The organism is Peribacillus sp. NPDC097224, from assembly GCF_044761985.1.
Taxonomy (GTDB): Bacteria; Bacillota; Bacilli; order Bacillales; family DSM-1321; genus Peribacillus.
In genome coordinates, this window is sequence record NZ_JBIWDK010000008.1 from 80,103 (window position 1) to 92,812 (window position 12,710).

Annotated in this window: 15 protein-coding genes; 9 read left to right on the forward strand and 6 right to left on the reverse strand. The window is 39.7% G+C overall.

The window, feature by feature from the left end:
- Positions 1-57: 57 nt before the first annotated feature.
- Positions 58-771, reverse strand: coding sequence for an endopeptidase (locus tag ACIQXR_RS15800; RefSeq protein WP_402875034.1), 714 nt, complete (start codon positions 769-771; stop codon positions 58-60).
- 461 nt (positions 772-1,232) lie between these two features.
- Here ACIQXR_RS15800 and ACIQXR_RS15805 point away from each other — a divergent pair, with 461 nt between their 5' ends.
- Complete coding sequence (locus ACIQXR_RS15805; RefSeq protein WP_402875243.1) at positions 1,233-1,949, forward strand: YebC/PmpR family DNA-binding transcriptional regulator; 717 nt, start codon at positions 1,233-1,235, stop codon at positions 1,947-1,949.
- Positions 1,950-3,527: 1,578 nt separating this feature from the next.
- On the opposite strand, the gene ACIQXR_RS15810 is transcribed toward ACIQXR_RS15805, so the two are convergent.
- Positions 3,528-4,940, reverse strand: coding sequence for a polysaccharide deacetylase family protein (locus ACIQXR_RS15810; protein ID WP_402875031.1), 1,413 nt, complete (start codon positions 4,938-4,940; stop codon positions 3,528-3,530).
- 254 nt (positions 4,941-5,194) lie between these two features.
- Positions 5,195-5,419 carry a hypothetical protein gene (locus tag ACIQXR_RS15815; RefSeq protein WP_402875029.1) on the reverse strand — a complete coding sequence of 75 codons (225 nt, stop codon included), beginning with the start codon at positions 5,417-5,419 and terminating at the stop codon, positions 5,195-5,197.
- Between the two features lie 278 nt (positions 5,420-5,697).
- Here ACIQXR_RS15815 and ACIQXR_RS15820 point away from each other — a divergent pair, with 278 nt between their 5' ends.
- From ACIQXR_RS15820 to ACIQXR_RS15830, 3 genes are all read left to right on the forward strand, one after another.
- Entirely contained in the window at positions 5,698-5,871 is a 174-nt protein-coding gene (locus tag ACIQXR_RS15820; RefSeq protein WP_403080358.1) for a hypothetical protein, read from the forward strand.
- Between the two features lie 30 nt (positions 5,872-5,901).
- Positions 5,902-6,375: a barstar family protein gene (locus ACIQXR_RS15825; RefSeq protein WP_402875024.1), complete on the forward strand. Its 474-nt coding sequence runs from the start codon at positions 5,902-5,904 to the stop codon at positions 6,373-6,375.
- A 145-nt stretch (positions 6,376-6,520) separates the two neighbouring features.
- On the forward strand, positions 6,521-6,751 hold the full coding sequence (locus tag ACIQXR_RS15830) for a DUF3953 domain-containing protein (RefSeq protein ID WP_402875021.1): 231 nt from the start codon (positions 6,521-6,523) through the stop codon (positions 6,749-6,751).
- A gap of 250 nt (positions 6,752-7,001) precedes the next feature.
- Here the strand turns inward: ACIQXR_RS15830 and ACIQXR_RS15835 are convergent, their stop codons facing one another.
- Both ACIQXR_RS15835 and ACIQXR_RS15840 read right to left on the reverse strand, forming a co-directional pair.
- Complete coding sequence (locus ACIQXR_RS15835; protein ID WP_402875018.1) at positions 7,002-7,826, reverse strand: hypothetical protein; 825 nt, start codon at positions 7,824-7,826, stop codon at positions 7,002-7,004.
- A gap of 141 nt (positions 7,827-7,967) precedes the next feature.
- Positions 7,968-8,891: a substrate-binding domain-containing protein gene (locus ACIQXR_RS15840; protein ID WP_403080359.1), complete on the reverse strand. Its 924-nt coding sequence runs from the start codon at positions 8,889-8,891 to the stop codon at positions 7,968-7,970.
- Between the two features lie 154 nt (positions 8,892-9,045).
- On the opposite strand from ACIQXR_RS15840, the gene modA reads away from it, so the two are divergent.
- From modA to ACIQXR_RS15860, 4 genes are all read left to right on the forward strand, one after another.
- Positions 9,046-9,840, forward strand: coding sequence for a molybdate ABC transporter substrate-binding protein (modA, locus tag ACIQXR_RS15845; RefSeq protein WP_403080361.1), 795 nt, complete (start codon positions 9,046-9,048; stop codon positions 9,838-9,840).
- A 126-nt stretch (positions 9,841-9,966) separates the two neighbouring features.
- The gene (locus tag ACIQXR_RS15850; protein ID WP_402875010.1) at positions 9,967-10,200 is read left to right on the forward strand and encodes a hypothetical protein; all 234 of its coding nucleotides are present in this window, start codon (positions 9,967-9,969) and stop codon (positions 10,198-10,200) included.
- Entirely contained in the window at positions 10,193-10,531 is a 339-nt protein-coding gene (locus ACIQXR_RS15855; RefSeq protein WP_403080362.1) for a hypothetical protein, read from the forward strand. The genes ACIQXR_RS15850 and ACIQXR_RS15855 overlap by 8 nt, the downstream gene beginning before the upstream one ends.
- On the forward strand, positions 10,528-11,028 hold the full coding sequence (locus ACIQXR_RS15860) for a hypothetical protein (protein WP_402875005.1): 501 nt from the start codon (positions 10,528-10,530) through the stop codon (positions 11,026-11,028). Before ACIQXR_RS15855 ends, ACIQXR_RS15860 begins: the two co-directional genes overlap by 4 nt.
- 170 nt (positions 11,029-11,198) lie before the next feature.
- Here the strand turns inward: ACIQXR_RS15860 and ACIQXR_RS15865 are convergent, their stop codons facing one another.
- Positions 11,199-11,900 carry a hypothetical protein gene (locus ACIQXR_RS15865; protein ID WP_402875002.1) on the reverse strand — a complete coding sequence of 234 codons (702 nt, stop codon included), beginning with the start codon at positions 11,898-11,900 and terminating at the stop codon, positions 11,199-11,201.
- 271 nt (positions 11,901-12,171) lie between these two features.
- Between ACIQXR_RS15865 and ACIQXR_RS15870 the strand changes: the two genes are divergently transcribed.
- Positions 12,172-12,690 (forward strand): GrpB family protein, encoded by a 519-nt coding sequence (locus ACIQXR_RS15870; RefSeq protein ID WP_402874999.1) that lies wholly within the window; start codon positions 12,172-12,174, stop codon positions 12,688-12,690.
- The last annotated feature ends 20 nt before the right edge of the window (positions 12,691-12,710 follow it).

Genomic DNA, 12,710 nt, shown 5'->3' on the forward strand with positions numbered 1-12,710 from the left:
TGAAAAAGCCACCTATTCTGTATAAGTGGCTTCCTGATCATTATATGGCATAACCCGTTATTTTTCTAAACTCCACAATCCATACGGGTTGTAAAAAGGATGGTCTTCCTCGTACCTGAAGTCTTGACGGCTAGTCAATGTAAAGGTGGGGGCATCCGATTTTATCCGGAAATCCTGGCCATTTGTGAAGGTAGGTCTTTCCCCAAGGTTATAAAAGTTGAAGGTGCTCAGTAACGTCACCGCATCTTTTGGGCTCATCGTGTTTGGCGTGACGACATCGGGAAGGCCGAATGCCTTCATTCCGAACGAACCATAGTGGTCTTCCTCACCAATGATGGTGACAAAGTGGGCATAAACCGGGATGATATCCGGGTTCTTCTGTAAAGTTTGCCAGGCTTCCTTCGTATGAGCCATGCCCGCCGTTTCGATTTTCACAGCCATGCCACCCGCTTTAAGCAAGGCAGACCCAGCATCTATCAGGTTTATGACGGCCTCGAAGTCAGATACTTCGGCAATGATATAGACCGTGAAGGTATGATGATCGATTTCGGTCAACAGACTTTCAGGAAATGCCCCTTTACTGGCATAATCGAAGGCCTCTTTCAAATGAGGTTCATACTCATACACTTCGATAGGAAATGTAATATTCTTTTCTTTGTTATGCAAAACGTGTCCAGCCAACAGGTATCCATCGCTTTGCGTAGCCACCGCCTGAATCAATTCCGTGCGGTTCTTCCACACTCCAGGTATCCCGATAATAATTTCCGTCATGACGCACCTCGACTTTCTTTTTTTTACTATACTACGTCTTCTGCCGGTTTGTCTTATTGTATAATAGTGGAAAAGGGGCGATTCTTTTGAAAAACTATACCTCGATTTGTTTGCTCTTATTCAGTTCCTGCATTTTTTTGGGGTTAGCGTTAAGGAGTGTCTCGGAATACTCCATGCTTATTGGCGTGAGTATAGGGATGGTATTCCTGATTCTGGCCATGATTACTGTAGGGATAAGAAACAGAAGGCAGACCTGATACTTTTTCTAGTGGAAAATTCATAGTGTGTAGGACTTTTTCAAATTAATGCAATTGATGTATAATATAAGCGAGTGACGGTATGTGATATTTTTACTAGAATATAATTTGTAGATTCACTCGTGGATCTATGGAAAAATGGTAATGGAATTTACCATATCAATCGATTTTTGTTTATCCAATGATGAAAGAGAGTGGAATATAATGGGTCGTAAGTGGAATAATATCAAGGAAAAAAAAGCGTCTAAAGATGCGAATACTAGCCGTATTTATGCAAAATTCGGACGTGAAATTTATGTGGTAGCCAAACAAGGTGAACCTGATCCGGAATCGAATCAGGCTTTACGTGTCGTATTGGAACGTGCGAAAACGTACAATGTACCAAGAGCGATCATTGACCGTGCAATCGAGAAGGCAAAAGGTGGTTCTGAAGAGAACTATGATGAACTTCGCTATGAAGGCTTCGGACCTAATGGATCAATGGTGATTGTGGACGCACTGACAAACAACGTTAACCGTACTGCTTCTGATGTACGTGCCGCTTTCGGTAAAAATGGAGGAAACATGGGGGTCAGCGGATCTGTTGCCTATATGTTCGATGCCACGGCCGTTTTCGGGATAGAAGGAAAGAATTCCGAAGAAGTACTAGAATTATTGATGGAAGCGGACGTTGATGTTCGTGATATCATCGATGAAGAAGAATCGGTTATCGTGTATGCGGAACCTGATCAATTCCATGCTGTACAACGAGCATTCAAAGATGCAGGCATCACGGAGTTCACGGTTGCCGAGCTTACCATGCTTGCACAAAATGACCTAACACTTCCTGCTGATGCACAAGAGCAATTCGAAAAAATGATTGATGCATTAGAGGACTTAGAAGACGTTCAACAAGTTTACCACAATGTGGATCTTGGTTGATTATATAGAAAAACGGGCCTGTGAGATATAATCACAGGCCTTAAACTGTAGGCACACTCGATTAAAATCGAGTGTGCCTACAGTTTTTTTGTTTCAAAATGGAAAGACACCTTTTTTTCCACCGGATAAAATTTGATAAGGGTGAAACCAAAGAAAGTACAAAAAGTCCTGAGAGAAGTTATTATGTGAAAGATGAACGGACACACACAGATAGCCTATTCATTCTACACGGCTGCGACCGGAAGGATCTATACGGGGAATAACCGGCCTGATTTACCTACAAAGGAGATGAAAATTCGCTGAAATACGGAATTACATAAAAATTTCAATCAATTGATTAAGTGCCTTTTTAGTATAGGAAATATATGGGTAATAAGTTGTTTTAATATATTAGTATTTTATGCCTCTATATTTGACAGGGGTATTATGTTATTTCACTAGTATTACTTTTTGGTATCGTACTTTCACCGATATCTATTAAAACAAAGAGCTCTGCATATGCTGATGAATTACCAACAGAAGTTGAAAAGGGAAAAATCCTATCAGTTTTAGAGATTATCCAAAATGGGATAGCAGAAGAGGATAATAAAATATTATTAGACTTAGATTATGCTAAAAGTAATGGATTATCTAGCACTGAAATTGATAATCTTAAACTAGCACTAGCAGATATTTCTGTTGAAGAGTTAAATGGGATTACAAATGAGTCAAAGTTTCTTGAAAAAGAAATTCTTAAACAAGATGATATAATACAAATTGAGGAACTTACAGCTGAGGCCAAGGGGCGCCATGCTGCTCCACCAACTGCACTTGAAAAAACGCTTAAAGTTATTTTTGGAACAATTGTTGGTATGACAATAGCAACTACTATTGTTCAAGATATGTACAAGTTGGGTGCCAATAAAGCTTGCCATAAATGGGGAAACAATCGACCTAAGGTTAAAAGTGCCTGTAAAACTCTAGGATACTGGTAAAATGATCGAAACTAAGGGGTGAACTTTTATGTTTAACGTACCTGAATTTTCGAGGGTGAAAAAATTAAAATTAGCTACACATTCATTACTTATATGTGTTCTATTAAGTTTAATCAGTTTAATCATTAATGATGTATTTTCTCTAGTGGTACATGAAAGAATTAATGTAAACCTATTCTTTATCCCTATTATTATGGTTTTTTGGATTTTAATCGCTATAAATAAACCTACTTATCAAAAGTAAAAAGAGAATCTAGCTTACCTAAACGGATACCTATAGATTGGACACTTAGAAAAGAGTGTTTCTTCTATAGGTATTTTTTTAGAGAAGGCCAAGGTACGGGTTAAGGCAGCCTTAAAAATATTAGAGACAGCAAAGGCGCCTATACTGTGAAAATCTATTCTTTCTCAAGCTGCTCAATTTTGGTTGTTGTAGAAAAATATTATATATCTATAGATCATTGTGGTCTTGGGATCGGCGTGTCCCAGGCTTTGTTGAATTCTACATAAAGCGGTTTTGTTCGAGTATCGTATGAAGTACTTTCGGTTTAGCCCCTTTTTACAGAAAAGAGCCTGTTTTAGTGACAAAACAGGCTCTTCACATTTATTTTTTTACTTTGGTTCCATATCGTTTACGGTCTTGTTTCACTTTTTCAAGTTCGGACACCGTAACGAGTTGGTAGCCTTGCTGGTCCAGCTGTTTTATGATTTCGTCAGCCGCTTGGGCGCTGGTTTTGTAAATGTCGTGCATGAGGATGATCTTCCCGTCTTCCGCTTTGTTCATGACTTTGCGGACCACTTTCTTCTTGTTCCGGAGCTTCCAGTCTTCCGGGTCTATTTCCCAGAGTGCGACATCCATATCGCCTATATGTTTGCGGACCTTATCGTTTATTGCACCATATGGCGGACGGATAAGGGATGGCTCGTAACCGCTGGCTTTTAGGACGGCAAGTTGTGTTTTGTTAATTTGACTCTTGATCTTTTTCTTGTTTAGGCGTGTCAGTTGCGGATGATCCCAGGAATGGTTCCCGATTTCATTTCCTTGTGCAATCATTTTTTGCAAGACCTCTGGATAGTGCTCGACACGGCTTCCTAATACGAAGAAGGTCGCATGTGCTTGATGTTTGTTCAAGGACTTCAGGATGGCCGTCGTATTGTCAGGGTGAGGTCCGTCATCGAATGTGAGGGCGATCACCTTTTGGGATGGATCGATCCAATCATTCTTTGGAGGAAGCTTGGCGACAATATGCTTGGGCTGCCTTTCCTTCACGCGATCTTGATTCATGTCCTTGTTTTGATATGTATCTAGCAAGCTATCTTTGAATAACTCTTTTTTGATAGCGATGGATTGTATGGTGGATGAATCTCCGTCTTTTTTCGGTTTCATATAGAAAACCAGCGTGTTTTTCAATACGGAAAATGAATCAAAATTGTCCATTTTCGGATCTGTCATTTTCTTGATCATGTCTTCGGTAAGTGTTTTGTCTTTCTTATCACTTAACTCTTCAAAGGCAATGTCGGATAAGACCGATAAATAATCAGTATCAGAATAAAAAATGTCATCTAAAGAGAGGATTTCTTGAGAGGGAATATCATATGTGAAAATGTTATATTCCGATTGTTTTTTACCTGCAATTTGTTGATATTTATCGAAGGAAATCGTGATGGTCTGTTTGCTGAAATGAAGGATTTCATAAGTGATGTTCAACTCAGAAGAAGCTTCTCCATCGACAGCCTTCCATTTCTTTTGATACTCCTTTATTTCTTTATGAATATAGGATTCTAGCTGCTCATCGATTGACTCTTGATGGAATATCGGCCTGCTTACTGAAAATCCACCTTTTGTATAATCGTTAACATCCGTTTGAATATCCGCATCCGGATAATTTTCATCTATGGAATAAGCGGAAACTGTATGCTTATTTTTCAACAGTTTAATAGCCAATCCGGACAAGCCCAAAACCACAGTTAGACATAAAAGAGAAATAAATACTTTTTTATAATTTGATTTGCTCATGATGCTTTCCCACCTCGTGATAATTCTACTATAATATAACTACAAAAGCCTTAAAAGTTTGTAAAATAATTCATTTTTTATAGGGTGAATTTTCCCTAGTGGTTTTTAACTAAGATATGACCTTCCTTGTGCCTATAGAAGTGGTATTTATTATCAAAAGTAATGGGACCGTTTCATGAAAAGCGGAGGTTGAAGTGTATCGTGGTGGAAGAAATGAACGTCCATGTTGATCTCTGTTTCTAAGCGGAAAAAGATTAGAGAGTTTTGGATTCATCGGCAGGAGAATGAAGCTTCATTTGATCGAGTTCAATCCTTAACTTCTCTGTTTCTATCAGATAGTTTTCGTGTTTGAGTTTTTCGAGTTCTATTTCGTCTTTAAGCATTTTATGCTTAATTTTCGCTTGTTCCTGAAAATGGTTTGTCACGATCGCGATAATAGGAATAGAGAATATCATGACAACGGTTATTGTGCCAACCATAATGTGCCCTCCCCTCAAGTGGAATTTTATGTCTTCTCTATATTATACAACTGTGGTTACATTTAGGAAGCGGTTTTGAAATAATTGGTTATTCCTTCGGAGGGAATAGGCGGAATGGCCAAGGGAAGGGAGCGGTTAAAATAAAAACTACGGAAATATCAGAGCGAAAATCAAAAGGTTTACTGGCCCTTGCCATCATACTGGAATCCGTGTTTTTCTTCGTTTTTTTCACCGGAATTCTTTCTAACCTGCATGTCTATATAGGTGCTGCTACTGGCTTGGTGATTGGGTTTGTCAGTTTATTGATCAGCGCCTATTTACTAGCGAAAAAATCATATGGTGCCATCTCGCTATGCATCCTATTCTTTTCTGTATTGATCACTTTTTTCACGTTCGTTGCTTATTTTTTACCCGAAGCAGGCTATCCACCACCCATTCGTTTGTTCTTTTAATTTTATTGATTCTTTAGCGAGGTGATGACCGTGGAACTTTGGAAAAGTCTCCTTTTAAATGGTGCTGTTAAGCTATTTCAGAGGACAGAATTATTGGATGCATGTATTTCAGATATTTCTCGTGAAGGATTCGAAATCCATGTAATGGATTGTTCAAAGTGGGATTTGGAAAGTTACCATAATGACTTGGCATCGATACTCCACTTTCCGGATTATTACGGAAAGAATTTGGATGCCTTTCATGACTGTTTATCAGATATGGCCCCAGAAGGAAGAGGGATGGTCTTGGTGTTTAAGAATTACGACTTATTCGCAAATAAGGAACCGGAAGTTGCTTATCGATTGTTGGATATCGTTCAAACAAACGCTTGGCGATTTTTACTGGAGGACATTAAATTACTAGCTTTTGTCCAATCGAATGACGCGACAATCAAATTCCCGCGTTTAGGCGGCATGCCTGCTGAATGGAATAATGAAGAATGGCTGAATGTAAATAGAGGCTAGTATTTTGGAGAAGGTTACTGCGGCAGCCTTTTTTATTTGGCCCCAGCACGTCAGTAAACTAAAGAAACGTTCAATGTCCTCATAAATGAAAAGATGATAAATGGTATGATTAAGAAATCATACATAAATAGGAGGAATTAATTCCTTGAAAGTAGTAAAAATCATCTTAGCAGCCATGGTTATTAGTCTAGCCACTTATAGTCTAAAAACTGAAACCGAGTTAATGCCGTATTATATGTTTTTCTTAGGGGCGCTTATACTGGTGACAGGGATAGCCGAACTCCAAAAAGACAAAAAAGGCTTTAAGGGACACCTGAGCATCGGGATTGCTTTCTTTGTTTTCTTGGTTTCCATCCAGAGTTTTTTCATGGGCTAACAGCTAGGCAGCCTATTTTGAAAGAACAATAAATGATAGAAGGGCATGTTTTGATGGTTTCAAAACATGCTTTTTCTATTGATTTGAATCAGAGGGGGAGACGATGGTCAGTTTGAAATGATCTTCACGTACATTCCTTTTTTGGCTTTCCGTTTAGCGCTTTCGTTCATCGTTTTAATAGTTTCTGATAAGGTAGAAGCAGGTTCCATATAGTTCATCCATTATTAAAACCATGGGAACGCCTCACTTATCATGTCATGTCCATCCTGTTCACTTCATCCGTCAAACCCATCTTCAGCATTTCGGCTTTCACACATCTTTTCAATTCATCGTCTTCCTGTATGAGGTAGAAATATTGCAAGTTTCGGATGGTTGCTAATTTGGTTGCCTCATCATTTCTATCAAAAAATTTCTCCAAGTCTTTTAGATTGATCGTTGAATCTCTGTTCATGGAAAATCTCTCCTGATTAGGACGGTCATCGCTTACAACCCCTAATGTATCAAAAGTAGGGAGGGAGGCCACTTTTTTTCTTTGCTCACGTACAGTGACTTCGACATATTCGTATAAATCATCAAGGGGTTTACGGTTGAGTTCTTGTTGGATCCTGTTGCAGACGTAGGCACTTTGCGCTGAAAACTCCGGATCCGCGGTTGCTTCTTTAGTGACCCAATCCGAAAATTCCTGATATTCTTCTTTTTTTGAATAACCTAATAGGTTTTCGATCACCGAGGCATCATTCAAGGTCAGAATTACATCTATGAATTCTGCAAGATTTCTAGCAATGATTTTTACGTGATTTCCGAAATTCATGGGGCTCACACAAACGATGAAGGCCTCGTCTAATTGTTGCACCCTGCCAAAATCGGTGAGGAACCCATAGTGAATCCCATCAGCCCCAATGCTTGCAAATGGGATGACATCATAGGGCGTGACATCGTAGGAATAATCATCATCTTGTAAGAATAGGGATAACTGATCGAATAAGCTGTGTCCCTCCTTTTGTAAATCTTGATCTAATTTAGTCAATGCCTGAAGAGCAGCGGGGAATTCTTTGTATTTTCCTAGAACATTCACGTTCAAAGCCTCCTATAAAAGAAATAGTGTTTCCTACTATATTCACTATCCTTCGTCATCAAGCCTGCTTTTACAGAGGAAAAATTATTAATGATTGGAAGGCATGCCAAACGGGAAGGCTCCTCAAAGAGTCCTCCCCGTTTAAAATGTTTCACAAATGATCGAACCCGTCCTGGATATGTCGTAATCACCCAATGCGTTGATTTCGGACTGAAAGGGTTTCGATGTTAATATCTCCTTAACCATCGTTAGAAGCTGGTCATTTTTCGGAGTCTTTAGAATGACCAAATCGTACCGTTCGGTTATTAATGGAACGAAGTCCACCCCGACGATTTTGGCCGCCTTTTCGATACCAATCCCAACATCCGCCATCCCTGCCGAGACAGTCGAGGCCACACTCAGATGATTGGTTTCTTCGTGTTCATAGCCCTTAAGGCTTTGAGCGGATATCTGATGGAGTCTAAGCTGCTCATCAAGCAGGATACGGGCGCCGGACCCTCTTTCACGATTGATGATCGTCAAGTCCTGATTCAAGTCAGACCATGTGTGGAGATGGAGCGGGTTGCCCTTTTGGACGTAAAAACCTGCTTTCCTTGAAACAAGGTTGATTAACATATAGGGATATCCAACCAAAATTTTCTTTATGTAAGGAAGGTTATATTCTCCTGTATCTCCGTCAAACATATGCATGCTGGCAATATCCGCTTCCCCGTTGTACATCGAGATCAGTCCGTTCAAACTGCCGGTGTAGGACCGTAACGTTTTATAAGGTGAATCCTTTTCGATATATTGACCAAGAATATCTAGGACCATATCCTGTCCGCTTATGACAAGGTTATGCGATTCCTTCGATTGCGCTTTTTGATTTTCGGTAACCGGAGCTGTGGTGGATGGGGACTTATGACCTTGAATGTAGTCGTCCAAGTCTTTTGCATCCATTCTCATCTGCCTGCCGACCCGGAAGACAGGGAGCTCGCCTTTTTTAACCAAATCATAGATCGTTAGTTTGGATACCTTTAATAATTGTGATACTTCTTCGATCGTATAGGATAGCTCTTTCGACATGATGTGCATCCCTCCAACTTTATTGTATCCTAGTGGCTTACATAAATAAATTACAAGAGGGAAAAATTAAGTATTACATTTCATCCTTTTTATTATTATAATTAGTTATAACTAGTTATAACTAATTATAACTAGAAAGAAAGGAAGATCGATTTTGAAGAAATTATATCTTATTATCTCGATTATGTTTGTCATGATAATCGGAGCTGGATGTTCATCGGATGAAAACACAGAAACGAAAAAACAGGAAGCAACGAAGCAAGTCGATTTGACCATTTCGGCAGCTGCAAGTTTGCAGGATGCCTTGAACGACATTAAAGCAAGTTTTGAAAAAGAAACGCCAAATGTGAATGTGAACTTTAATTTTGGAGCGTCAGGAGCACTACAACAACAAATTTCCAAAGGAGCACCTGTCGACCTATTTTTCTCAGCGGCAGAAGATAAATTCGATACGTTAGTCGATGAGGGGCTTATCGATGAAAAACAAGGCACCGACCTAGTCGGCAATGAGCTTGTGTTGGTGGTTTCAAAGGAATCGGATAAAGAGATCAAGACGTTGGAAGATGTTACGAAAGCTACGAAACTATCAATTGGCACTCCTGAATCCGTTCCCGCAGGTCAGTATGCGTTGCAAACGCTGAAAAACAGCGGTCTTTGGGAAGAGGTTGAAGAGAATGTGATCTATGCCAAAGATGTTCGCCAAGTGCTTACATATGTGGAAACGGAGAATGTCGATGCAGGCATGGTGTATAAAACGGATGCGCTGACTTCATCGAAAGTGGATATCGTCGCAACGGCTGGGGAAGATTTACATGACCCGATCATCTATCCAGCAGGTGTGATCAAGGATAGCTCACATCCAAAAGAAGCCCAGTTATTCTATGGCTACCTCCAAACGGAAGAGGCCATGAAGATTTTTGAAGAATACGGATTTACGGATGTAAAATGATGAAGGGACCGCCGGTTAGGCGGTCTTTTTTTGTGTTATCATCCAATTTTAATCCTTATTTAGAAACTTTTTCATGTTCGAATCGTATATAATGGGGTCACAGATTGTGATGGATAGGAGAATTGGATGGCTTATATAAGAAAACATGCTTACTTGAAATTCACCCTGTTCTTTATTGGCATTTTTGCTATGAAGGTATATTGGGATTTTAAAGAGGAGCATGAATTCCATTGGATGGAAAACTTATTTGATTCATTGTTTTACGTTACATTTTATACCTTTATGATGTGGCTATGGGCAGATAATAGTGATAAGAAAGGGACCAAAGAAGACGAAGTAGGGGGAGGTACAAATGAGTGAGGGGATGGATTATCTTATCACCGGGATTTTGGTCATCGCATTCACATGCGGATTTGCCATGCAGCTTCAACAGTTATTACTGCTTAGAAAACATAACGAAACGATACAAAAAAGGGTGTTATATGGATCCTATTTGCGTTGCATCGCGTACGCCGGGTTTTTATCGACCTATATCTTGAATATCCTGATAGGTGCACAGCTTGTCCCGAATGCGTTTTTTACAGAAAATAACACGAGTTTGGGGTGTATACTTTTTCTTCTGGTTTTAGTGTTTGCTACTTTGGTAGTGGGTCCTAATAAACCAAAGCGTTTAAAGAAGGAGAAATTATGAAAAGGAAAAGAAAAATCATTATTGTACTGACCCTGCTTGTAGCCATTGTCATTATGATATCGGTGACTCCTCCGCTAGCAAAAAAGGTGAAGAGCAGTCCCATGCATGTTTTGTATACATATAACGTCACGAAATCCTTTTCGGAACATACGGATAAGACGGTTGAAGTGGCATCCGTGCCGTCAGGAGAAGTGAAGAAGAAAATGAATGGGGTGTATCATACGGATGTAAAAATTGAGGGAGCACCTCTAGATATTGAAAGTGTTGTGGCCGAAAGCTTAAATGAGCCGAGGGAGTACGGAGGGGAAAGTACACTGATTGGTCCAGATAAAGGATTTAAGGTGCGTAAATTTTATCGGACGAAGAATTACGATAAAGGAGAATACACTGTGACACGGACCAATAGAATCACGGGCAAGGAGAAGGAGTACACAGGAATTTATTATGAACCGAGTATTCAGGATCCCGTTATTAATTGGTCACGTGATTATAAGTGACGATCATTTGTCAATAAGAGAAGGCCGGACGATTCCTTTTTAGAGGAATCGTTTATTTAAGCTTCTGTTAAAGATTTGCATGAAGGTGGCTACTGACGCGGAAACTTACCTAGTGTGAGCCCGAATTGACTCCCATTAATCAATTCGGGCTTTTTAAAATATGTAAAATTTCACCTTGAATAAAGGTCATTGATGAATTCAGTGTCTTTATTGTTAAAGAATTCGTCTATTTCTTCTGCAGATGGCTTTCGTTGAACCGCAAAAGGGATTTGCTTCTTTTGAATCATTTCATCTATCTTCTTGATCGTAGGAAGATTTCCTTCCAAAATGCCTTCCCACATATCGATTTTCTTCCCATCTTTAAAGTGAATGATGTACCTACCATTAAAATGACGTTTGTGGGGAATCTTCGTGGTGGTGGTAATGGAATAGTCGATGGCAACGCCTTGTACATCTTTTTCCCAGGAATACTCGGTTTCTTTCAAACTCCAGAACGATGAAAACTGAATCTTTTCGTCACTTACTACGAGGGCATGTGTCACGCCTAAATAAAGAAAGGGCAAAGAAAGAAGGAGGGGCAATCCTGCTAATGTCATCATAAATTGAGCGCCCTTTTTGAATGACTGAAAGGATTTTTCATGGATCCCTTGTTTCATCGTAAAATAGATTCCCCACGTGGTGAGGCCATATACGACTGCACATATGAAATATACCCAATAGGAACTAGCGGGCGTTCCGTAAAACAGGACATCTCCCGTATCATGTATCTGCCTGTTGATCCAATAGAAAAGAAAGAACCACAGTGAAGAAAATAGGATGAACAGTAAGGAAAAGCGCCACCACACTACTTTCTCGGATGTATTTTTTGCCACAATGATTCCCCCAGTCGATCGATTATGTTTACTAAACTATATCACAAAAATGGTAAAAAGAACCATATCAGTTTGTGTGTATGATCAAGAAGTGGGGAGGATAGCACTTGGCTAATTCCTTATATTGGATAATAGAAAGGGTTTTTATCGGTCGGTCAAGAATATATAACATAAGAGTATAGTGCTAGTGTGAATGAATGAAGCGGAGCGAAAGAGGTGAGTGCGGTAATAAATCGCTTAAGAGAAATCGTGTAAGAAGAAGGTGGTTCGTATGAGGAAAGTGGAGGTTGTCTCTCATCAGGAGAAGTGGCCGCACATGTTTCAGGATGAATGCGAAAAGTTACTAAAGATATTTGTGAACGATATTTTGAACATCCATCATATTGGGAGTACAGCCATCCCTACAATTCATGCCAAACCGGTCATCGATATGGTGGTTGAAGTGAAGTGGTTGAATCGAGTGGATGAGTATAATGCGGATATGGATAGGATCGGGTATGAAGCCATGGGTGAGTATGGAATCGCCCATCGACGTTTTTTCGTGAAAGGTGGGGACAAGAGGACTCATCATGTTCATGTCTTTCAACGCGGCAATGAAGAAATTATCCGTCACGTACGATTCAGGGATTATATGATTTCCCATCCAGAAGAAGCGCATAAGTACAGCCAACTCAAGAAAAGGTTAGCGAAGGTGTTCCCGAATGAGATGGCTGAATACATAGAAGGAAAGAACAAGTATATACAAGAGATCGATAAGCGGGCAAAAAAGTGGGCTAATCCACCTGATTGACATATCTACTTAAATAGATA